Here is a 22,680-nt window from a genome sequence, read left to right on the forward strand (position 1 = left end):
TCTAACTGATAATCAATATCAACAAGACGGGAATGCATACCCACTTGTGACGGAATGAACTAATTTGTTTCTCGACCCTGAAACAACGTGTGGCGCACGTAAACAGCTATGGTTACTTGTTATGAACCGCAACGCCCCTTGATGTTGATGATAAGTAACCGCCCTACTATTTTACTTGCTACATTGCTCATATCGGTGACGGTAGATATGAAACTAAAAAAGCCCTTACGGGCTTTTTTTATGTCTGTAATTTAGTGAGCAACATACTCACATAAATTCACATATTAACGGCGGTTTTTACGTGCACGTGCACGGCGCTGTTTTTTCTCTTCTTCTTTAGCGGCTTTTTTAGCCTCTGCAGCGGCACGTAAGCCAGCTACCATAATTTCTTCTTCTTCACGCATGGCTGGGGTTTCCATGGTAATACGGCCGATAATCCCATCACGTAATTCGTTAATCAGTATTTCAGACATTTTATAGGTGTCTATTTGGTTACCGCCACGAATACAGCCACGCTTTTTACCAGCCATTTCTACAAATTCCCAGTCACTTTCTGGCAGTTCATCTATTTTATAGCGTGCTTTTAAAAGCTCTGGGTAGGCTTTTAATAAATACTCTGCGGTATAACTTGCCACATCTTCGTATTCAAGCGCTGTGTCACGTATTGCACCGGTGGCACCTAAACGATAACCCGAGTTCTCGTTTTCTACTTTAGGCCACAGCATACCTGGTGTGTCGTAAAGCATAATGCCGTCTTCAAGCTTAATACGTTGCTGCGCTTTTGTTACCGCAGGCTCGTTACCCGTTTTTGCAACTATGCGCCCAGCTAATACGTTAATTAACGTTGATTTGCCCACATTTGGAATACCCATGATCATGGCTTTAATTTGCTTATCGGCGCCCACTTTATGTGGCACTAATTTTTTACAAAGCTCATTAATGCGGTGCACCTCAGCGGCTTTATCATGACCAAACGCGATGGCTTTAACGCCACTTTCTTGCTCAAAATAGTCTTTCCACGCTTGGGTCATTTTAGGGTCGGCTAAATCCGCCTTATTTAAAATTTTGATGACCGGCTTGCCTTCACGAAGCGTGGTTACCATAGGGTTTTCACTACTGTAAGGAATGCGTGCATCAAGCACTTCAATGATCACATCCATTTGCGGCATTATTTCTTTAATCTCATTACGGGCTTTATTCATGTGCCCAGGGAACCACTGGATAGCCATTTTTAACTCCTAACATATAATTTGACGCTATTTTAACTGGCAATTCATTTAATTGCGCTATACTGGCGCAAATTTTTTTAGATTAGATATTATGGCTCTTAAATCTACCATTATTAAAGCGCAATTATCGTTAAGCGATATGGACCGCCACGTGTACCAAGATTTTAATTTAACGTTGGCACAGCATCCCTCTGAAACCGAGCAACGCCTGATGATTCGCTTATTAGCCTATGCACTAAATAGTTGTGATGGCTTAGAGTTTACCAAAGGCTTAAGTGCCGACGATGAACCTGAGCTTTGGCATGTAAACTACAGTGAAGAGATAGAGCTGTGGATTGAGCTGGGCCTGCCAGATGAAAAGCGTCTTAAAAAAGCCTGCAATAAAGCTAAAAAAGTGGTGCTTTATACCTATGGCGAAAACAACCAAGCTATTTGGTGGCAAAAACATCAACCTAAGTTGTACGATTTTAAAAACTTAAGTATTTTTAGCCTTGATTACGCCGCTACTCAGGCACTTGCAGATTTAGCCGACCGCAATATAAAACTTACCATTACCGTTCAAGATGGTGATGTGTGGGTCAGTTCTGATACGGCTAATATCGAAATAAAACCGCAACGGTTAATGTAAATTGTAGGTAAGGGCGTATGAAAATAAACCACGTTATTGTATTACACGGCCTTTATATGTCGGGCTTTGTTATGCGCCCGCTCTGCTCTCGTCTTGAACAGTCTGGAGTTAAAGTACTTAATCTCACTTACAATACGCTCGACCCAAACTTAAGCACCATATTTAAACAAATAGATGAGTTTATTGGTGATGAGCCCTCTGCATTAGTATGTCACTCTATGGGCGGATTAATTGCCCGCGCCTACTTAGAGGCAGGCACGCCAGCGAGTCACCATGTCACTAAAGTGATTACGCTTGGCACACCCCATCAAGGCAGCCACATAGCGCAAAAGATGAAGCAAAAAGGGTTTGAAACCTTTTTAAAAAACAGCGTCGAGTTTTTACTCACTAAAAATGGTAACTGGCCGTTTAAGGCCAAGCTTTACAGTATTGCTGGCGATTTGCCCATTGGGTTAATGCCGTTAATTGTCAAAGGCAGTCAGTCCGATGGCACCGTTTTACTAGACGAAACCAAGCTTAAAGGCATGGCTGAGCATAAAGTATTTCATTTAAGCCATACCAGTATGATTTACTCTCGCCAAGTGCTTGAGTACATTATTAAGTGCCTTAACGAAGCAGCCTAGTCTTCGCCCGCCTCTGCTATTTTATAACTGATTAAAAATATCACCCCTAAAATAAGTGGCATGGGTGCGGCAATGTAGCCAAACGTGTCGGCATTAGCAAAACTTGCGCCTGCTAAATGCGCCACCAGCCCCAATACAAATGCTATAACGGCTATACCTACCACAATTAACTCTGCTTTATTTTGTTTTACTGTTTTTGCATCCATAATCGCTCTCCAATAAATTTAAGATATTTATTTTTCTTGAGTGAATTATGCGCTACAGCTATAAGCATTTACTGATTTAGATCAATACATCAAATAGCTAATATTCAACCTTGTAGAAAACTTGTTTTAGATCATAATTTATCCATGTTTTGTCTTTATTTTATTGTTAAGGGGTAGAATTTTAATAAATTCAACCCATCTATATTGTATGAGTGATTTATTGCGCTGCACGTTATTAATAGTTAAAACCTATTGCATTGACTGGTTTAAACAATTTTACTAATTAATAGCACTGAGCAATAATGATCATCAGTTCATAAATAAACGGTTCATCAAGGAGCAAGGTATGTCACAGGTAAATGCAATTGGTTTAAACAGCGCAAAAAGCGAAGACATTGTTAAGTCACTCAATACATTATTGAGCAGCTACCAAATTCAATACATGAATGCGCGTGGTTTTCATTGGAATATTAAAGGCCGTAACTTTTTTGAATTACACATTAAATTTGAAGAGATTTACAATCTTCTGCTTGAAAAAGTAGATGAAATTGCTGAACGTATTTTAACGTTAGATGGCGCGCCACTTCATGCGTTTTCTGATTACTTAGAAGTAAGTGAAATTAAAGAAGCTAAAAACATTAGCGATGGTACGGCAGCCGTAGAAAACCTATTAGCTGGCTACAGCACACTAATTAAAATGCAACGTGAAGTACTTACTCAAGCAGGTGATGCAGATGATGAAGGTACAGCGTCATTAATGGGTGATTATATTTCAGAGCAAGAAAAACTAGTATGGATGTTAAAAGCGTACTTAGACTAAGCTAAAAAATAAGCCCTCAAAAGGGGAGGGCTACAAATAGGGAGAATCGTAAATTTCTTTGCGATTCGGATACTATATTAGCGCCCCCTATTGACTAAACAACGCCACTGTTACCAGTGGCGTTGTTTTTGGTTTAAGCGGAGCATAAATAATTTTAAAGCAAACAAGCCCACCCTTTTCGCGCTGGCATTAAAAAGCCCCAGCAACGGCTGGGGCTTTTGTTAATACCAGCTCCTTAATTAAGTGAAGCTGGAAAAACGACAATTGTGCAGTATTAACTGCTTAAAATTTACTTCTAAAACCAATATAGAAGGTTTGTCCGATTGGGTCATACGTACCTGCGTCGGTTTCAGTACCTGTGCTTGAGCCACTAACACCTGAAAGTATACGTGGAGGCTCTTTATCAAATAAATTGTTAGCGCCGGCGTATAGCTCTACCGCGTCACTTATATGATAGCTTGCTTGTACATCATGGTAGGTTACTGAGCCAATACCCACGCCGCCAGCAGGTATACCAAAGCCACTTAAGAATTGATCATCAAAGTCAGCAGCCCCTATGTAGGTCATGCTCCAGTTAAAATCAAAGTCATCAAGCTTATAGCCTAAGTTCCAGTTAGCTTTGTGCTCAGATGCGCCAATTTCACCTGCAAACTCATCTTTATCCGCACCCGGTAACGGAATAGTGTAACCGTCAATCAAGTAAGTGTATGCAAGGCGAGTTCTAAATGCGCCTGGGCCAATATCGGCAGAGTAAGTTAGTGTTAAATCAACACCTTCAGTTCCTAAACCACCACTATTTGATACACCACTGTCAATAAACTCAAGTGAACCTGCACTATTATTACCAGAAGGGCCGCTACGACGAGTTATAAAGCTACAGAAGCTATCGTCACCACCGCCATAACATTGGTCTAAAATAAATTGGCGCGGTGTAGATACAATCGCATCTGTGATTTCTATATCAAAGTAATCAAGGGTAACGTCAAGGCCCGAAATTAGCTCCTCTGGGGTAAATACCACACCCACAGTCACAGAGTCGCCCACTTCTTCTTTTAAGTCTGGGTTACCACGGTTAAAACCACTAATACCCTGTAAATCAGACTGGTTAAGGGTAAACTCACCGTTTGATGCAATATTATTTGCAACACCCGCATCGGCACGACACGCATCACCTACAGCGCCACCGCCACTGTTTGTAACACCTATACATGGATCGTTTAAACCACTTGGGAATGTTTGCGAAGGCGGTGAAAATAACTCATCAATATTAGGCGCACGTGTAGAACGAGCACGGGTAGCACGAAGGCGTAAGCTATCCATCACTTCCCAATCAACACCTACGTTCCAGCTTTCTGTATTACCTACTGTTGAGTAGTCAGATAAACGGACTGCGGCGTTCATTGTTACCGCATCCAGCACAGGAATGTTAGCCTCAACATAGTATTCAGTTACATCAAAAGAACCTTCGGTTGCAGGAATTGCATTACCGGCATTTAAGCCTGCTTGCTGTAGGGCATCAAATTCACTGCGAGAAAACTCTTCGCGGTATTCAAAACCAGCCGCAATACCTACCATACCCGCAGGCAGCTCAAATAAATCACCTGAGACATTACCGCCAATAATTTCTTGCTCTACCGACGTAGAAAGCGTACTTGGCGCACTTACAAAATCAATTGCACCTTGCGATAGTGAATTAAATCCGTAAATGTTTACTGGCGCACAATTAAAGCCACGCGCTGTTGCATCAATACAAATCGCTTCATCGGTAATGCCATCCGCATCTAAATCTTGGCTATCAATTACCGCCTCTAAACCTTGGCGAAAGCTTTGTACATTTACTAAGCCACCTGATACTTGCGACTCTTTCGTTTTACCGTACACATAGTAGGTATCGTAAAACCAGCTGTCGTTAATCTCACCCTGAAAGCCCACAGCTAAGCGGAATGTATCACGCTCTGCACGGGCACCACGGTTACCTACGTCACTTAAACGTTTTGCAAAAAAGATATCTCTAGCACCATCACCGTCGGTGTCTGTTGCTGCATTGTAAATATCATCTGGCACAAAGGCATTTCTGAGCATTTCACCATTTACGTCAAACTCAATTGGCACGCGGCCATTGGCATAAATGTCATCTGAGGCAAACGGAAAAGGCTCTAACTCTGAAATAGTGGTACTAGATGCATACGTCCCTTCAAAAAAGAAGCTGTGTTTATCTGTTAACTCGTAACTACCATTTGAGGCAAATAAGTAGCGCTCTGTTGGTATAGCAATGGTACGTACGCCGCTTCGGTTAAAGCCGTTGGCATCTATACCGTCACCGCCATTGGTGCTAAACGAGTCTTGTAAGTTGTTGTTTGGATCGTAAGTAAAGCGTGTATCGCCTGCATCAAAACGCCCTTGTGGCGGAAATGATGAGAAAAACGGGTTAACGGCTTCAAAAATAGAGCCCGGATTTGCCGCCGGATCGTCTTCAAAATAAATACCTGAAAATTGGTCTACTGCAGAGCGCTCACGATCGCGTGAAAACACAGCTCCTTGGTCTGAGTAGCCTAAGTGGAACATGGCTTGACCTTTGCCATCACCCGTAGTTAAACCCGAGGTAAAAGAAAACTGGCGCGATTCATCATCGCCTTCGCTTGATTCGCCGTATTGGCCTTCAAACTCTACGCCTTCAAAGTCATCTTTTAGTACAAAGTTAACTACACCTGCAACCGCATCAGAGCCATATACTGATGATGCGCCACCGGTCATAATTTCCACGCGCTCAATAAATTGACTAGGAATGGTATTTAAATCAACTGCCGAGCTACCAGGTACACCCGATACATAACGGCGCCCATTCACAAGTACTAAAGTACGGTTTGAACCTAAGTTACGCAAATCAACAGTAGCTACACCCGCGCTTGCAGTTGAAAAGTTAGAGTTAGTACGGCTAATAGCTGGAGAACCAAATGCTGGGTTTTCTAGCAGTAGGTTTTGAATGTTTAAAGAACCCGATGCATCAATTGCCTCGCCACTTACAACCTGTATAGGTGCAGATGACATCGCCTCGGCTGAACGAATACGAGAACCCGTTACTTGCACGCGTTCTATTTTTTCTAGTTCGTCTTCTTCTGCGGCTATACCTTGAAAAGAAAAGCCAGCAAGCACTGTCGCACTAAGTGCTAAAGACAATGAAGATTTTTTAAATGTACGACTATCTAAGTTATTTATTTTTTTCATACTATAATGTCCCTGAAATGTTATTTTTGTAACTGGTTGGTTACAAACATTTCAACATTAAGTGGAATAATTTTAAGACACTATGCGCATTATTTAATAGGCACTTAGTCAGGTACAAACAGCAGGATATATGGGATGAAGGTACTTATCCCAGATTGTTATAAATTAGATTAAATTTTTTTAACATTTTTTATTAAATACACGGTCTTTATAACTACACACTCTAGAGATGGATTTTTTATGATTACTTACTTTCATGCACTAATTAGAGTTAGCACGAGCAAATTTGCAACATTCTTAACTCAGCAGGTGCAAGCTCACCGTCACTTTGATTCGCAAACGCAACTGCCCGAGCAGCGTTTAGATCAAATAGATACCTCTCGTTTTAATGTGCTTTTTTACGAATTATCTAATTTAAATGATCCTACTCAAATAGTGCACCTAACTGAATTGGCTAAAACAATGAAAGTGGTGGTGATTGCTAGGTCGGCTGAATTTGCTAATTTTGCGTTTGAAGTCGGCGCAGTCGATTTTTTAACAGTCGATGCAACCGCTTCAAGGCTTGAAAAATGCTTCGATAAGCTTATTCATTTATGCCCATTAGCCACACAAGCCGAGCGCTTGTTTAAAGCCGCATCTGAAAACGAGCAACCCATTGCTGCACATATTGTTGTTAAAGATGTAGGAAAGGTACGTTTAATAGATATTAACGATATTGTATGGATAAACGGTGCGGGTAATTATGTAGAGCTGCACTTTAATGGTAACAGCGCCCCCGTTTTACACCGTGAAACCATGAAAAACATTGAGCAACAGCTAGAGCCTGAAGGTTTTATACGTATTCACCGCTCCACGCTTGTTAGAAAACATGCCATAAAAGAGCTTATGCCAACAGACAGCGGCGACTATAAAGTGAAGCTTAAAAACAATATCTCGTTAAATTTATCAAGAAGGTACAAAAACTGCCTAGAGAGCATTATAAGCCCCGTAGCATAGGGGCTTGTAATTCTATTTACCAGTGAGTTTTAATGTATTCATCGTCTGGGTGTTGATGTAGGTAACTTTCTGAGTCTTTATAAAAGTTAACTTCAATATCGCTGTTGTTCCAGACCTTCTCGAACATATTTTTAGCAATAATGTTTGCATATAAGTAATCTACGCGTTCGTAGCCACGCTCTTTTACGCTGGCAAAGTACGCCTCTAACGAGTCCATGCTATCTACAGTTATTAACTCAAATTCTTCTAAATTAACCACAACACACTTTACCGCTCCTTTGGGGTGCATACTTAGTTCGTTCACCACGCCATTAGTTAGTAAAGTAATTCCTTCATTATTAAAACTACCCATTAGCTTTAAATACATGGTGGGTGGCTGAGAGCAAATATAAAACTCTCCATGTGCTCCAAACATAAATAACCTTTTATATATCAGTGCTTCATTAAAGCTTAATACATTTTGCGTATTTTGCAGTTAATTTATAAGCGCGATAAAAAAGGCCATTTCGAGGGCTTTTTCTTCAAGGCTTTTAAAACGCCCAGATGCGCCGCCATGCCCAGCATCCATGTCGGTTTTGAATACCAGTATATTGTTATCGGTTTTGAGTTCTCGCATTTTTGCTACCCACTTCATAGGCTCCCAATATTGTACTTGAGAGTCGTGCAGGCCTGTGGTGACTAAAATATGCGGGTAGTCTTGGGCGCTAATATTATCGTACGGTGAGTACGCGGCTATTACATCATAAAAGTGCTCATCGTTTGGGTTGCCCCATTCATCATACTCGTTAGTGGTAAGTGGAATACTTTCATCTAGCATGGTGGTTAACACATCTAAAAATGGCACATGACACCCTACACCTAAGTAAAGCCCTGGCGCTTGGTTTAATACAGCGCCCATTAACAAACCACCTGCACTGCCGCCAGAGGCAAATACTTTGTTTTTATCACCGTAGCCTTGCTCTACAAGAGCCTTTGTAATATCAATAAAGTCGCTAAAGCTATTTTGTTTATGCTCTTTTTTACCTTGCTCGTACCAATGGCGTCCTAGCATTTCGGAGCCTCTTACATGTGCAATCGCATACACAAAACCGCGATCTAGCAAACTCAATGAGGTACTCGAAAAGCTCGGATCTATCGTGTAACCATATGCACCATAGCCATATTGAAACAGTGGGTTAGTGCCATCCTTGGTAAAGGTGTCTTTTCTATAAACTAACGAAACAGGTACTTGCACGCCATCGCGTGCTGTCACGAATAAGCGCTCAGAGGCATAAAGTGCACTATCAAACCCGCCCAGTACTTGCTGCTGTTTTAACAATGTTTTTTTGCCCGTGGCTAAATCAACATCGTACAACGTTCCAGGCGTGGTTAGACTTGAATAATAAATACGTACCGAACGCGCCTGTGGCTCGGGGTTCATCGCCACAGCGGCATAGTAACATGGGTCGCTAAATTCAAGCGCCATGCGCTCTTGAGCTTGGTTAATAACAACAAAGCGAGCTTGACCTTGCTCGCGCTCAGTTAATACTAAAAAGTCGTCAAATATCTCTACGCCTTCAAGCAACACATGCTCACGGTGCGCGGTGTGCTCTTGCCACTGCGTTTTATCTGCAATCGTTTCGCTTGTTGCCGTCATCAGTCTGAAATTTTTAGCTTGCCAGTTGGTTACTATGTAATAAGTATCACCGTGTTTATCTATATCAAACTCATGCCCTTCTTCGCGCGGTAGTAATGCGTAAAATTCTCCCTGCGGGTTATTGGCATCAAGCACCCAGGTATCGTTTGTTTCGGTGGTGGCCAAATCTATAATAATAAGGCTCTCGTCTCGGCTTTTACCCAAGCCCATAAAAAAGCTTTTATCGTGCTCTTCATACACCATGACATCTTGGCTTTGCGCTGTGCCTAGTTCATGCCTAAACACCTGAAAACCCAGTAACGTTTGTAAGTCTTTTTTAACGTAAAATACGGTTTTATTGTCGTTAGCCCAAACAATTTGCCCTTCAGTGTTTTCTAAAACATCGCTGAGCATTTCACCTGTTTGCAGGTTTTTAAAATGTACGCTGTAAATTCTGCGCCCTTCGGTGTCTTCGCTGTATGCCATTAATTGCTCGCATGGGCTTAGCGCGACTTCACCTAGTTCGTAAAATTCATGGTTTTGAGCTAAAGCATTCACATCAAGAAGTAACTGCTTGTTATCGGTGTTAATACTTATGCTTCTAAAATGGCGCGAATACTCATCGTCACCACGTACCTCTGAGTGATACCAGTACTTGCCATCTTTAACCGGCACTGTGTTGTCATCTTTTACGATGCGCCCTTTTAGTTCTTCAAAAACACTGCTTTGAAGTGGTTTTATTGCGGCTAGTTGCTCATCGCAGTATGTATTTTCGGCCGCTAAATGGGCGAGTATTTCTGGGTTTTCGCGCTCATCATCGCGCATCCAGTAGTAGTTATCGGTGCGCGTTTTATTGTGCATAGTTAATTGATAAGGTTGCTTTTTAGCAACAGGAAAACGAGCTAATGATTGAGAAGAAAATTCACTTAAAGACACAACAAAACCGTATAAAAAATAACAATGCAGGCAGTTTATCATAAAAATAAAAAAGCCCACTCATAGAGAGTGGGCTTGAGGTATAAGTCCAAATTTTAAAATTACTGCAATTTTATTCTTGTCATTACACCCATGGGAAGATGGTTTTTATTTTAAAAGCGTTAAGAGACCTTAGTCCAGGCCATTGCCCAGCTTTTTCCGATACCAGGTTCAAAGCTTGGGTCTTTATCATTATTGGTTCTGCAAAATTGGCTAAATGGCCATGCCTTACATTGGTATATATAACCTGTTTTAGGCTGCAGTACGCGAGTCCCCGCGTTGTATTGTTCGCCCCCATTAGGGTATACAAAATCATATGCTTGGTTGGTGCACTTAGCGGGGGTATCGCACTTTGCAATGCAATGAAAATCAACCTTTGCCTTATTAATACCGCTACTTTCTAGGGCAAATATTTCGTTATCTCGATAGCCAACAACCAACCCTTGCTTGGTCATTCTACCTGCACTTACCAGGGGCACATGCACGTTTATATACTCAGCAACTAAGCGTGGCCAAGCATGAGGCTCACCTTGTTCTAAAGAGGTAATTTTATAATCAAACGATAAATCAACAAGCACTCCTTGCATGTCTGAAAAGGTTACACTAACCACATCCCCAATGAACAATTGAGTATGATGGTTTAAACAACCTATAGTTGACCATTTTCCACAGGCCAACGACGTATGCATAAACACAGTAACACCTTAAGAGTCACAAAATTTTATCCATATCATATGGATACACAAAAACGACACTGAGGGCAAGCAATACCGTATAAAAATTATGCAGCAGCCCCGCTATCGTAGTTTACACCTTAGACCGGAAACTTTGCGTCTTAGCCTTTCGACTAATTTGCCAACAGAAAAAAGTGATTATAAAACGTGCGCAAAGCTTATTCAAACAAAAGAATGTAACCGAGATTTTTATATAACCCTAAATAACTAAAAAGCCAACTTGTTAAAGTTGGCTTTTAATAGTTTAAGAGGTTTGGTTTATAGGGACTTTTCGCCTAAATACTTTTCGAAAAGCCATTTTAAACACGCCGCCAATATCGCCTAAAATAATGTACAAGCACGGCACCAATATAAGGGTGATTAGTGTTGCAAACATTACCGCAAAGCCTAGCGCTACTGCCATAGGGATTACAAACTTAGCTTGTAAGCTGGTTTCAAACATTATGGGCAGAACCCCTGCAAAGGTTGTAATAGAGGTTAATAATATTGCTCTAAAGCGTGCACAACCGGCTTCTATTACCGCGTTTTTAACGGTTACACCCTCTCGGCGTACTTGGTTTACGTAGTCGGTCATTACCAGCGAGTCGTTTATTACTACGCCGGCCGCGGCTATTAAACCAAAGCCCGACATTAAGCTAATGTCTAAATCAAACCAAAAGTGTCCCCAAATAGCCCCCGTTAAACTAAACGGAATAACCGACATAACAATAAGCGGCTGGGCATAACTTTTAAGTGGTACAGCAAGCAATATATAAACTAAAATCATGCCGCCTACAAAAAACAGCAGCTGCTCATTAGCTTGCGCTTGTTGCTCTTCTATTGCGCCACCTAGCTCTGATTTTACACTTGGGTATTCTTCTTTAAGTTGCGGCAGTAAGTTTTCTTTTACTTGCGAAACCACTTCGCCTGGCTCTATAACTTCTTCATCAATACTGCCGTACACATAAACAGTACGATAACCGCCCTCACGGCGAATATAGCTAATACCCGGCGTTTCGGTTAATTCGACCACATCGCCTAAAAGTACTTCACGCCCTTGCGGTGTAGTAACTACAGTGTGTTTTAGCGATGAAAACGCTTCGCGAGTCAGTTTAGGGTAACGTACCATTACTCTTACTTCTTCGCCGTTACGTATTACACGCTGCGCTTCGCCACCATAAAAACTAGCGCCTACTTGGTTTGCAATGTTAGCAAGGTCGAGCCCTAAATCGTAAGCTACAGGTTTTAAGCTCATTTGCACTTCTTTGCTAGCAGGGTCAATGGTTGAGCTTATATCAAACAAGCCTTTTTGTTGCTGCAATAGCTGAATAAAACGACGGCCTGCCGCATTAAGCGTTTCTATATCAGAGCCAAACAGTAAATAACCAAATTCGCCTTCGCCGGTGCCGCCACCGCCGCCAACATCATCTTCAATAGTGAGTGATTTAATACCGGCAATGGTTGGCATAGCTTCTCGCCAGCGGCGCGAAAGCTCAAACGCGTTATAAGGGCGTAAGTCTTCATCAACCAACGGCGCAAGTAACTGAGACTCCGTTCTGCCTTGGTTAAATACCAGTACATCACGAATTATTTTTTGGCCAAATTCACGCTCTGTTTCTTCATCAACTCTTAACACCATGGCTTCTACTTCACGAATAGCTGCAATAGTTTGTAAATCAGACACATTGTCATTCATTTCTATTTGAATTTGCGGAAAATCATGCGGCACTTTAGGAGTGGGTACAGTGCGTACTTTATTTGATGTGATCAGCGCAATGCTTATAAAAAACATAGCAATAAAGCCAAACAATACTGTCCAACGCCAATCTACACAACGCGATATAAAACGCTTATAAGGGCCATTTACAAAACCAAAAAAGCGGGTATTAAACCTATCGCGCCAGCCCCCTTTTTTAATAGGTGAAAAGTGCGTGTGGGCAATGTGCGCCGGTAAAATAAGTTTTGATTCAACTAAGCTAAATACTAAACACAGCATAACTACTACAGCAATACCGTAAAAGAAGGCGCTTTCTGGCCCGCTCGAAAGTGTAAACGGGGCAAACACCGCAATGGTTGTTAGTACGCCAAATGTAGCAGGGGTTGCTACACGGTTAGCACCACGGACGACGTTTTCAACTCCACCTCCGCTTTTTTCAACCTCAGTATAGGCGGCCTCTCCTATTACTATGGCGTCATCTACCACAATCCCGAGCACCATAATAAAAGCAAACAACGAAATAATATTAATGCTTATACCAAATAAAGGCATTAGCATCATGGCGCCTAAAAAGCACACTGGTAAGCCAATCATTACCCAAAGCGCTAATTTAAAGCGCAAGAATAACGAAAGCATAATAGCGACTAATATTGCCCCTTGAAACAAGTTAGCTTTCATCATATCAAGGCGCGCATTTAGGTAGTATGTCATGTCCATTAATGGCTCTAACCTAACGCCCGGTGGCAGCTGGGTATTTTTTTGCTCAATAAATGCTTTAACCGAATCGGCAACGGGGATCATGTTTTGATCTTGCGTTGCCTTTACCGACATATACACTGCGTTTTCGCCATTAAATTTAAAGTAGCGCTCGCCTTCGGTAAATTGGTCTTTAATAACAGCAATGTCTTGAAGCAATACCTTAGCGCCGTAGTCGCCTATTTTTACCGGAATTTGCCTAAACTCATCGCCGGAGTAATACTGGTTTTCAACCCGAACAGAAATAATCCCTGCATCTGTTGTTAGTTGCCCCGCCGAAAAATTAGCAGAGTAATTACGCACAGCGGTCATTACATCGCTTAGGGTTAAGTTGTATTGGCGCAAAGTGTCTGGTTCGATTTCAATGGCTATTTCATCAAGCGGCACATCGTTTTCTACCAACGACACGTTTGATAGCTGTAATAGCTCATCTTCAATTTGATTGGCAATTGGTTTGAGTTCTGTCAGCGGCAAATCGGCAACTAAGGTCATCCCTATAACATCTTGCCTAAACTCAATCTGACTTATGGTGACCGGTTCCATGCCCGCAGGAAAGGTTGCAATACCATCAACGCGCAGCTTTACCTTATCAAGTACATCGGTAAGCTCTGCATCGGTGTTAATTTCAAGGCTTGCTCTACCGCCATTTCTAAAGGCGCGGTACACGCCCTTTTTAATTTCGGTCACATCCTTTAGTGATTCTTCAATTTTTATAAGAATGCTTTCTTCAATTTCTTGTGGTGAGGCACCGGGGTAATTTGCCTCAACATTAATGTAGTTAATTTCTACATTAGGAAACATTTGGCGCTGAATGGTTAAGTAACTAATAATCCCCATGATGATGATAAAAACCATCATTAGGTTGGCTGCAACAGAGTTTTTAGCAAAATAAGCTATTAACCCGGTTTGTTTTTTTTCAATTGATTCGCTCATTAATTTACACCTTACAACTGTTGCGCATCAGCGCTACTTTCGGTGTTTGTATTAGCGTTACTTGGCTCGCCCATGCCAGCCACTTTAACCTGCATGCCTTTTTGTGGGTACTCAGGTAACGTGGTAACCAACTTATCATCGGCGTTAAGTCCGCTGCTAATATAAAAGTACTCGCCTTCTTCTCTCACTACGGTTACTTTGCGCGGTTCAAGCTCTTGGTTTTCGTTAACTATCCACACCGTTTGGTTATTAACTAATGATTGCGGCAAGCGGTAAATATTATTAAGCATGGCGCCTGCAAAATTAACCTGCACGTAGCTGCCAAATTTAATAGCCGGTTGCTGTGTTTTTAAGCCGTATGGGTCTTCAATACGTACCACTAAGCTGCTCATACGCGTCGCGTTATCTACAATACCTAGGTCGCGGTCAATCACGCCTTCACGTGTAAAACTGTTTAAACCTTTTTGAATAATAGTGGCCTTAATGCCCTTAATTCGCTCCGGTAAAAATACGCTATCAAAACCAGCAATAGGAATAATAACCTCTGCTGTTTCTATATTATTTAAATCGGCCACTTGTGCGCCCATAGCCACAAACTGGCCCACCCCCACATTGCGGCTTATAACAAGCGCATCGTAAGGTGCTTTTATATCGCAGTTTTCTAAATCGCGTTGCGCTCTTTTTAATGCGGCTTGCGCAGATTTAACCGCTGCTTGGGCGCTTAGCACCTGCGGTTTACGTAAAAACAAGTCAGTACGTGCCTTACTCGGAAAACGCTTTGCTTCGTCTTCGGCTACTTTTGCCTGCGCTTGCTCTTCAATTAAGGCCGCTTTTGCACGCGCTAAATCGGCTTCGGCTACCAATACGGCTGCTTCGTAGTTGTCTTTTTCAATGCTAATAAGTGTATCGCCACGAGAAACCACGCCACCTGCTACAAAGTTAGGGTGCCAGCTAATTACTTCGCCCGACACCTGCGCCGCCAACTGCGTATTTTCTAATGGTTTTATTTCGCCATAGCTGTTTATTATTACTTGATGATTATTAGCTTCTACAGGCTCAACTTGCACGGTGGGGCGTGTATCTACTGCTGTGTTACTTTGATCTTCTTGTGCAATAGCGTTTATTCCCATAAAGCCCACTACACCAATGGCTAATGCTACAAATGGGAACACCCATCTCAGTGAATTTGATTGCATATCCTAATTACCTCATATTTCTACTAACACTATAATAACAGAGCGCAATAAAACATTAACCTGACATTTGTAAGCAACTGTTACAAATCAAATTGGGAACTAAATATAGCTGTGTACCCGTTAACAAACATCTGCTATTCATCGCATTTATTATATTTTGTTACAAACTTTTACTATTTAAAATCAACAAATTACAGGTTTAGGCTATTATTTCATCGAGAAGATGTGCGAACAAATTTTAATTTACGTACAGTCACATTAAATAAATAACAGCGAAAAAGATTATTACAATGAAATTAACAACCCTTGCGCTAACACTTAGTGTAGCGCTTAGCGGCCACGCACTGGCTAGCGATAAAAAAGAAGACAAAAAACCACAAACCCTAAGCGAAATGGTCGAAGGACAAACCGAATTTTCAGGTATTTTTAATTTATACCAAGACCCAAAAACCGGTGAGCACTTAATGGTGATCACCGAATCGCAGCTTAATACCCCTTTTGTATACTTTGCCCATACAGTCGACGGTGTCACTGATGCTGGGCATTATCGCGGTGCCTATAGAGAAACCAAGCTTATTGAGTTTAGAAAATACTTTGACCGCATAGATATAGTTAGCAAAACCCCTCGCTATAAATTTGATCAAAACAGTGCCATTGCCAAAGCAAGCAATGCCAATATTAGCGAAGCCGTTTTAGCCAGCATTAAAATAGAAAAAGAAGAACAAGGAAAAATAGCCTTTAAGGTCAATAAGTTATTTTTAAGTGAGGCGCTACACAAGGTATCGCCAACGCCAAACCCAGCCGATAAAAAAGCTAAAAAACGCTTTAAAGTGGGTAAATTAAACAGCAAAAAGTCGCGTATTGTTAAGCAGCGTCCTTACCCAAACAACTTAGATGTGGTTGTAGATTACGTATTTAGTAATGCCAGCCCCACCGTGCGTGGTACAAGCGCAGTAAGCGACCCGCGCAATGTCTCTGTTAAGGTGCAGCACTCTTTTGTTGCATTACCAACAAACGACTATAAACCACGTAAAGATGACGCGCGCATAGGCTATTTCACCAATCAATTTGATCTAATGACCTCGACCGATTGGGCGCCATATGAAGATGTTATTAAACGCTGGGACCTACAAAAGAAAAACCCTAGTGCTGAGCTTTCTGAGCCAGTAAAGCCAATTACCTGGTGGATAGAAAATACCACCCCAGTAGAGTGGCGCGACACAATACGCGATGCCGTACTTACCTGGAATAGCGCTTTTGAAAAAGCCGGTTTTAAAAACGCACTAGAAGTTAAAGTACAACCCGATGACGCAACCTGGGATGCTGGTGATATTAACTACAACGTATTACGTTGGACTTCATCACCTAAACCGCCATTTGGTGGCTACGGGCCAGCTCTTGCCAACCCGCTAACCGGTGAAATACTTGGCTCAGACATTATGCTTGAGTTTGTGTTTATGAAAAACCGCTGGATTTACGACACGCTTTACACACAAGGCACAATGAGCCACGGCGAAAACCTGCACACAAGTGGCGATTTAAATTGCTCACTAGGCCATGAAATTCAACAAAACCTATTACTTGCTAAAGGCTTAGCAACAGGTGCCTCGATTGATGACAATGAAATGATTCGCCAAGGTTTAACTCAGTTAATTCTTCATGAAGTAGGCCATACACTAGGCTTAAACCACAATATGAAATCGTCTATTTTGTGGGATGAAAAAGAGGTTCATGATAAAACCAAAACCCAAGGCATAGTTACAGGCTCAGTGATGGATTATGCGCCGGCCAACATAGCCCCCATTGGTGTACAGCAAGGCGATATTTTTCAAACCAAACCAGGCCCTTATGACGATTGGGCTATAAACTATGGCTACAGCACAGCCCTTGAAGATGAAACCGCAGAGCGCGCACGCCTAAATACTATATTAGCGCGCTCTAGCGAGCATGCGCTTGCCTTTGGTAACGATGCCGACGACATGCGCGCACCGGGTCGCCATATAGACCCACGGGTAATGATAGGCGACCTTTCATCAAACCCTGCAGCCTATGGCGCCGACCGTATGGCGCTAATTAATACGTTATTTACTGAGCTAAAAGATAAAGCCACAGTAAAAGGTGAGTCTTACCAACAACTGGTTACCTCAGCTAATAGTTTATTTGGCCAATACCGCTCGCAAGCGGGCATTGTTTCTCGCCAAATAGGTGGCGTATATGTTGAACGTGCCGTTGTGGGCGACCAGCATGCTGATAAACCCTTTACCCCCGTACCGCTTGAGCGCCAAACACAAGCAATGAACATACTTGCTAAATATGTATTTGCGCCAGATGTACTCACTAGCATGCAACCACTGTATAACTATTTACAGCAACAGCGTCGCGGCTTTAGCCATTATGGTAAAAATGAAGACCCTAAAGCGCACAAAATGATTTTAGGCATGCAAAAAACAGTACTTGCGCAATTGCTGCACCCTGCTGTTATGCTGCGTATTTCAGACACCGCGTTGTACGGGAACGAATATAGCCTAACGCAATTTATGGACGACCTAACTGCCAGTATTTTTGTTGATAGCAAAGAGAGCACGTCTATTAGCCGCAATCTACAAATTGAGTATGTAAATCAGCTTATTGCTATTGCAGGCCTAGGCAAAGCCAGTAAACACGACAATTTGGCAAAAACTGCCGCGCTCTATCAGCTAACGCAAATAGCTGATACAAGCGTAGGATGGGGAGCCGATACAACAACTAAAGCGCATAAAAAGTATATTGATCACTTAATTGCTAAAGCGTTAGAAGCTTAATTAACTAAATCAAACAGGCCACGTAATACGTGGCCTGTTAATTTATAAATAAATTGTGCCTTTTAAATACCGCACAGCGTTACCGGTTAAGGTCACTGTATTTTCGCCTACTTCGCATTGTATAAAACCACCACGGCTTGAAGCCTGATACGCGTTTAATTTATTTTTACCTAATTGCTGTGCCCAGTAAGGGGCAAGGCCGGTGTGAATAGAGCCCGTAACAAAATCTTCTTCGCCGCCACTTGCTGGCCAAAAATAACGAGACACAATATCGTACTCAGCAGAACTCGCTGTCGCGACCACATCTAGTGGATATAAGGTTTTTAACAAATCAGACTCAGTGGTTAAATCATGAATTTGTTGAGCATTTTCGTATATAGCAAAATATGCTTGGCGGTTTTTAAGCAACTTAATAGGTTGTATAGACAACCCTTTCAATAGCGCATCGGGTACCGCTTGTACTTCATCTGGCGCTTGTTTAGGAAAGGTCATAGCAAAACTGCCATCGCTATTTTTATTAACAATAAGCTCCCCTACAGCCGCGGCGTTAAAGCGCACTTGGCTAAGGTTGTGCTGCTCGCACAAAACATACGCAGCAGCGAGCGTAGCGTGGCCGCAAAAATCTATTTCCATTAATGGCGAAAACCATCGTATTGCAAAACTGCCATCTGCCAAAGGGCACGTAAACGCAGTTTCAGAAACATTATTTTCAGCGCCAATATTAAGCATTAACTCATCACTAAGCCACGACTCAAGCGGGATCACAGCCGCGTAATTGCCTTTAAATAACTCGCTGGTAAACGCATCAATTTGATGGATGGTGAGTTGCATAGGTTCCCCCCTAAATTAATTAGAGTTTAAACCTGCCACATAGCCATTAAATAATCACTATTAATTTTATAGTTAAGCCATTGCGGGGCGCATTTTATAATATTGCATACATGCAAATTGCACGGCATTTGTAAGTAGTAGCATAACAAACATTAAAATATGCGAGGTGCTGGGCATAGCACTGCTTAGCTCTACAAATAAGCCACAGGTACCTGCTACAAACTGTAAGCTAAAGTAGCGGGCGCTTAAATTGCTAATATTGCCACTGCGTAAGGTTTTATACGTTTGCGGCATAACCCGCACTGAGCTCATTACCAGCCCTACGTATGTAAGGGCGTTGAGCACCGATGATGTTTCTAGGCTTTTATTTAACAGCAATAAAAAAGGTAATAACGAAAAGCCAAGCATAGCCACAAGCTGTATACGTTCAGCTTTTGCGGCGTTATAGCGTGCAAAGTAATATAAAATTAAACCACTTAGCGCTCCAGTTACAAAAAATGGTAAAGCAATAAAGTAGCGTTCAAAATAAATATTGTAGGTAATAAAGTAGAGGCTTTGCGCTAAACCAAAGGTCATCATTAATAGTGATAACCCCGACACACTGCGATTCTTTCTAATTTTGCTCAATAGCGGTAAAAAGCTAAAAACTAAAATAAAAGCCGACAAAATAGGTAGATAGTGCGCCAAAACAACCTCGCTCGTTACTTAAATGTTAATATAAAACCTGCCTGAAACAATAAATAAACATATGTTTTTAAAAGGGTTTTAAAGTGAGCGCGCATTGTAATGATGAATACATTTTACTCAACAAATTAGCGTAAACCTATATTAGGCACTGGCAAGATAGCTGTACAAAAAGCGTTACTTTAAGTGAACACCAGAGCCTCTTTGCATTTAAAAGTTACCAACCTTACACCACAGCTTAAACACATTTTACTCTAGAGATCGGCTCGCTCTAAAACAATTATTGTGCATTCATCGCACAACTATGAAATAGAACTGATAATTGTTATCATACGCAGGTCCGTGGCAATTACACAAAAAATAAACTATGAGAAAAACACTTTTTAAAATTCACAGCTGGGTAGCCCTTATAGCGCTTATTCCGCTGCTTGTTATCAGTATAACTGGTAGCGTTTTGGTATTTAAAAGCGAGATTGACGGCTTACTAATGCCAGACAATCACTTTGTTGTACAACAACAAGCCAACCGCTTACCTATTGATACACTTATAACAAAAACTCAAAAAACCTACCCTGAGTATGTCGTAGGTAGCTGGGAAATATTTAACGATAATACTGCTGATCGGGTTTATTTAATTAAACGCGGTACAGAGGACTGGTATAAATTTCATTTAGATCAATACACGGGCAATATTTTATCGGAGCCAGTAGGTACTAGCCATTACTTTACCGACTGGTTTTTAGACTTACATTACACCTTTTTACTTAACGATTTAAAAAGCTTACCAGGGCAAACTGGCACTGTTTTAGGGTTCTTTTTTGCGGTGTTTTTTTTAGTACTGGGTATTACGGGTCTTATTATTTATCGTAAGTTTTGGCAGCGTTTATTTAGCGTACGCTGGCGTGCAACTCTGCAAATAGTGCTTAGCGACATTCATAAAATGACCGGCGTAATTGGCTCGCCAATTATTATAATTTTAGCCATCACCGGCGGCTACTTTAACGGCGCGGTGTGGTATCACGAAGTAATTGAACACGCAGAAGAAGAGCACTTTGTATTAACTAAAGATTTATACAATGAAGAGATTTCTTTTCAGCACGTACTTGATGACAGCCAAAAGCAAATACCCACCTTTAATGGTACGTTTTTAGTAATGCCGCTTGAGCCAGACGAAAACATAACGTTATTTGGTGAGGTTGATACCAGCAACCCGCTTGCCAGTGAATATGCCAATACCGTGACTTACAATAAGCTAACGGGCGAGCATATGGCTAACTGGGACATTCGCGAAGTGGGTGTAGGTTGGCAAGTAATTGATAGCTTTAGAAAACTACACTTTGGTTATTTTGCAGGGCTCATTAGTAAAATAATTTGGTGTGTTATTGGTTTAAGCCCAGTTTGGCTTGGCGGTACTGGCTTTTATTTATGGTTTACTCGCCGTAAGCGTAAAAAACAGTCTCAAAAAAACCGCTTAAGTAAACACCGCACTGTAAGTGCTTGATTAAAAAATCACCTCACTGTAATGTTAAAAATCACAGTGAGGTGATATATGAAATATTTAGTTTTTACACTTAGTTTATTGCTAACTGCTTGCAGTAGCACCCCGCCCGAAGCGCCAATTAAAAAAGTACAACTTACCCATATAATAAATCACTCGCTTTTCGAGCAGGTTAAAACACCTAGCGAGCACAGTATTTTTGAGCTGTCGGAGCCTGAAAAAAGCGCGTTTTTAACCTACGCACACTCGCGTTTAAACAATGTACGCGCTGATGAAATTATTTTTAATTACCTGCAAAACCAGCTCACCAACTTTAAGTATGACGGCGCCACCCTCACAGCCCAACAAGCGATTGAACGCTCAGAAGGTAACTGCATTAGTTTAGCCATACTTACGCAAAGCTATGCGCAGCTTTTAAACCTCGAAACCAGCTTTCAAGAAATGACGAGCGAACCTGTGTATGCCAAAGAAGGCAATGTAATTTATGTTGCTAACCACTTTAGAACGAAAATTTACGCCCCAAAAAAAGAAACAGATGAAGATATTATTGTAATAATTCGCGCAGGCACGTTAATTGATTACTTCCCCACTCGTGGCAGCTTTTATTCAGGCAGCGCTACGTATAACGATTTACTCTCTAACTTTTATAGCAACTTAGCGGCCACGGCACTAGCCGAAAACAACCTTAATAAGGCTTACTCTTTAATTATGCAAGCCAACCGCTTTACGCCAAACGATGCAGAGCTGTTTAATATAGCTGGCGTGCTGCACCGCCGTGCAGGCGATTTAAAAAGCGCTCACATGATTTACCAAACCGCGCTTGATAGAAACGATATAAGTATAAATTTAATTAATAACTATCGAATATTAGCAAAAGAGCTGGGAGATAAAACACTAGAAAAACGCCTAACAAGCCAGCTTGTTGATAAAGAAATAGATCCCTACGAGCTACTCGTTATTGCTAAAAATAACTTACATCAAGGCAAGGTCACTCAAGCTAAAAAACAACTTGAACTTGCCATTGCAAAAGCCCCTTATATATCAGAGCTCTATTTAGAGCTGGCTAAAATTCGCTACCAACAAGGTAACACAGCGCAAACACAAAGCTTGCTTGAAAAAGCCATCCAGTATGAGCGCAATAAAGAAAGGCTAAACGTATATCAAGCTAAGCTTACGTCGCTAAACAAGCACAATTAACCATAGGTATTTTAAATTAGTTTAAACGCGGCTTTTG

Annotated in this window: 17 protein-coding genes and 1 riboswitch; of the genes, 7 read left to right on the forward strand and 10 right to left on the reverse strand. The window is 41.5% G+C overall.

The annotated features are described in order from the left end of the window. Positions 1-284: 284 nt before the first annotated feature. Positions 285-1,229, reverse strand: coding sequence for a ribosome biogenesis GTPase YlqF (ylqF, locus tag PSH48_RS15205; RefSeq protein ID WP_054983594.1), 945 nt, complete (start codon positions 1,227-1,229; stop codon positions 285-287). Positions 1,230-1,320: 91 nt separating this feature from the next. On the opposite strand from ylqF, the gene PSH48_RS15210 reads away from it, so the two are divergent. Both PSH48_RS15210 and PSH48_RS15215 read left to right on the forward strand, forming a co-directional pair. Beyond that, positions 1,321-1,857, forward strand: a complete 537-nt coding sequence (locus tag PSH48_RS15210; RefSeq protein WP_029772909.1) for a YaeQ family protein — start codon at positions 1,321-1,323, stop codon at positions 1,855-1,857. A gap of 17 nt (positions 1,858-1,874) precedes the next feature. Continuing rightward, positions 1,875-2,480, forward strand: a complete 606-nt coding sequence (locus PSH48_RS15215) for a PGAP1-like alpha/beta domain-containing protein (protein ID WP_004585990.1) — start codon at positions 1,875-1,877, stop codon at positions 2,478-2,480. On the opposite strand, the gene PSH48_RS15220 is transcribed toward PSH48_RS15215, so the two are convergent. Beyond that, complete coding sequence (locus PSH48_RS15220; RefSeq protein ID WP_024033977.1) at positions 2,477-2,686, reverse strand: hypothetical protein; 210 nt, start codon at positions 2,684-2,686, stop codon at positions 2,477-2,479. The two genes, PSH48_RS15215 and PSH48_RS15220, sit on opposite strands and share 4 nt — an antisense overlap. Before the next feature lie 346 nt (positions 2,687-3,032). Between PSH48_RS15220 and PSH48_RS15225 the strand changes: the two genes are divergently transcribed. Further along, positions 3,033-3,506 (forward strand): Dps family protein, encoded by a 474-nt coding sequence (locus PSH48_RS15225; RefSeq protein WP_004585992.1) that lies wholly within the window; start codon positions 3,033-3,035, stop codon positions 3,504-3,506. Between the two features lie 282 nt (positions 3,507-3,788). Here PSH48_RS15225 and PSH48_RS15230 read toward each other — a convergent pair whose 3' ends face one another. After that, positions 3,789-6,731, reverse strand: a complete 2,943-nt coding sequence (locus PSH48_RS15230; RefSeq protein WP_029772910.1) for a TonB-dependent receptor domain-containing protein — start codon at positions 6,729-6,731, stop codon at positions 3,789-3,791. A 240-nt stretch (positions 6,732-6,971) separates the two neighbouring features. Between PSH48_RS15230 and PSH48_RS15235 the strand changes: the two genes are divergently transcribed. Next, a complete protein-coding gene (locus tag PSH48_RS15235) occupies positions 6,972-7,727 on the forward strand; it encodes a LytR/AlgR family response regulator transcription factor (RefSeq protein ID WP_024033980.1) in 756 nt (251 codons plus the stop codon). Positions 7,728-7,743: 16 nt separating this feature from the next. Here the strand turns inward: PSH48_RS15235 and PSH48_RS15240 are convergent, their stop codons facing one another. The 5 genes from PSH48_RS15240 to PSH48_RS15260 all read right to left on the reverse strand — a co-directional run bounded on the left by PSH48_RS15240 (position 7,744) and on the right by PSH48_RS15260 (position 15,632). Then, the gene (locus PSH48_RS15240) at positions 7,744-8,142 is read right to left on the reverse strand and encodes a hypothetical protein (protein WP_029772911.1); all 399 of its coding nucleotides are present in this window, start codon (positions 8,140-8,142) and stop codon (positions 7,744-7,746) included. A 60-nt stretch (positions 8,143-8,202) separates the two neighbouring features. Beyond that, entirely contained in the window at positions 8,203-10,320 is a 2,118-nt protein-coding gene (locus PSH48_RS15245; RefSeq protein ID WP_411157023.1) for a S9 family peptidase, read from the reverse strand. A 119-nt stretch (positions 10,321-10,439) separates the two neighbouring features. Continuing rightward, the gene (locus tag PSH48_RS15250) at positions 10,440-11,006 is read right to left on the reverse strand and encodes a hypothetical protein (RefSeq protein WP_029772913.1); all 567 of its coding nucleotides are present in this window, start codon (positions 11,004-11,006) and stop codon (positions 10,440-10,442) included. A 95-nt stretch (positions 11,007-11,101) separates the two neighbouring features. Beyond that, a riboswitch (cyclic di-GMP riboswitch) is annotated at positions 11,102-11,184 on the reverse strand. Positions 11,185-11,295: 111 nt separating this feature from the next. Next, positions 11,296-14,436 carry an efflux RND transporter permease subunit gene (locus PSH48_RS15255; protein ID WP_029772914.1) on the reverse strand — a complete coding sequence of 1,047 codons (3,141 nt, stop codon included), beginning with the start codon at positions 14,434-14,436 and terminating at the stop codon, positions 11,296-11,298. An 11-nt stretch (positions 14,437-14,447) separates the two neighbouring features. After that, on the reverse strand, positions 14,448-15,632 hold the full coding sequence (locus PSH48_RS15260; protein ID WP_138611253.1) for an efflux RND transporter periplasmic adaptor subunit: 1,185 nt from the start codon (positions 15,630-15,632) through the stop codon (positions 14,448-14,450). 290 nt (positions 15,633-15,922) lie between these two features. Here PSH48_RS15260 and PSH48_RS15265 point away from each other — a divergent pair, with 290 nt between their 5' ends. Next, a complete protein-coding gene (locus PSH48_RS15265; protein WP_029773078.1) occupies positions 15,923-18,433 on the forward strand; it encodes a zinc-dependent metalloprotease in 2,511 nt (836 codons plus the stop codon). 42 nt (positions 18,434-18,475) lie between these two features. Here the strand turns inward: PSH48_RS15265 and PSH48_RS15270 are convergent, their stop codons facing one another. Together PSH48_RS15270 and PSH48_RS15275 are read right to left on the reverse strand one after the other, a co-directional pair. Continuing rightward, entirely contained in the window at positions 18,476-19,264 is a 789-nt protein-coding gene (locus tag PSH48_RS15270) for a PhzF family phenazine biosynthesis protein (protein ID WP_029773077.1), read from the reverse strand. A 72-nt stretch (positions 19,265-19,336) separates the two neighbouring features. Further along, entirely contained in the window at positions 19,337-19,951 is a 615-nt protein-coding gene (locus PSH48_RS15275; protein WP_029773076.1) for a PQ-loop domain-containing transporter, read from the reverse strand. Positions 19,952-20,315: 364 nt separating this feature from the next. Here PSH48_RS15275 and PSH48_RS15280 point away from each other — a divergent pair, with 364 nt between their 5' ends. Together PSH48_RS15280 and PSH48_RS15285 are read left to right on the forward strand one after the other, a co-directional pair. Continuing rightward, a complete protein-coding gene (locus PSH48_RS15280) occupies positions 20,316-21,449 on the forward strand; it encodes a PepSY-associated TM helix domain-containing protein (protein WP_029773075.1) in 1,134 nt (377 codons plus the stop codon). Between the two features lie 48 nt (positions 21,450-21,497). Then, on the forward strand, positions 21,498-22,643 hold the full coding sequence (locus tag PSH48_RS15285; RefSeq protein WP_138611254.1) for a tetratricopeptide repeat protein: 1,146 nt from the start codon (positions 21,498-21,500) through the stop codon (positions 22,641-22,643). Positions 22,644-22,680 lie beyond the last annotated feature (37 nt).

The organism is Pseudoalteromonas sp. Angola-4, from assembly GCF_028599265.1.
Taxonomy (GTDB): domain Bacteria; phylum Pseudomonadota; class Gammaproteobacteria; order Enterobacterales; family Alteromonadaceae; genus Pseudoalteromonas; species Pseudoalteromonas atlantica.

Bases quoted from the DNA above. Each gene is read 5' to 3' on its own strand.
- ylqF (WP_054983594.1), bottom strand. From the start codon at position 1,229: ATGGCTATCCAGTGGTTCCCTGGGCACATGAATAAAGCCCGTAATGAG.
- PSH48_RS15210 (WP_029772909.1), top strand. From the start codon at position 1,321: ATGGCTCTTAAATCTACCATTATTAAAGCGCAATTATCGTTAAGCGAT.
- PSH48_RS15215 (WP_004585990.1), top strand. From the start codon at position 1,875: ATGAAAATAAACCACGTTATTGTATTACACGGCCTTTATATGTCGGGC.
- PSH48_RS15220 (WP_024033977.1), bottom strand. From the start codon at position 2,686: ATGGATGCAAAAACAGTAAAACAAAATAAAGCAGAGTTAATTGTGGTA.
- PSH48_RS15225 (WP_004585992.1), top strand. From the start codon at position 3,033: ATGTCACAGGTAAATGCAATTGGTTTAAACAGCGCAAAAAGCGAAGAC.
- PSH48_RS15230 (WP_029772910.1), bottom strand. From the start codon at position 6,731: ATGAAAAAAATAAATAACTTAGATAGTCGTACATTTAAAAAATCTTCA.
- PSH48_RS15235 (WP_024033980.1), top strand. From the start codon at position 6,972: ATGATTACTTACTTTCATGCACTAATTAGAGTTAGCACGAGCAAATTT.
- PSH48_RS15240 (WP_029772911.1), bottom strand. From the start codon at position 8,142: ATGTTTGGAGCACATGGAGAGTTTTATATTTGCTCTCAGCCACCCACC.
- PSH48_RS15245 (WP_411157023.1), bottom strand. From the start codon at position 10,320: ATGATAAACTGCCTGCATTGTTATTTTTTATACGGTTTTGTTGTGTCT.
- PSH48_RS15250 (WP_029772913.1), bottom strand. From the start codon at position 11,006: ATGCATACGTCGTTGGCCTGTGGAAAATGGTCAACTATAGGTTGTTTA.
- PSH48_RS15255 (WP_029772914.1), bottom strand. From the start codon at position 14,436: ATGAGCGAATCAATTGAAAAAAAACAAACCGGGTTAATAGCTTATTTT.
- PSH48_RS15260 (WP_138611253.1), bottom strand. From the start codon at position 15,632: ATGCAATCAAATTCACTGAGATGGGTGTTCCCATTTGTAGCATTAGCC.
- PSH48_RS15265 (WP_029773078.1), top strand. From the start codon at position 15,923: ATGAAATTAACAACCCTTGCGCTAACACTTAGTGTAGCGCTTAGCGGC.
- PSH48_RS15270 (WP_029773077.1), bottom strand. From the start codon at position 19,264: ATGCAACTCACCATCCATCAAATTGATGCGTTTACCAGCGAGTTATTT.
- PSH48_RS15280 (WP_029773075.1), top strand. From the start codon at position 20,316: ATGAGAAAAACACTTTTTAAAATTCACAGCTGGGTAGCCCTTATAGCG.
- PSH48_RS15285 (WP_138611254.1), top strand. From the start codon at position 21,498: ATGAAATATTTAGTTTTTACACTTAGTTTATTGCTAACTGCTTGCAGT.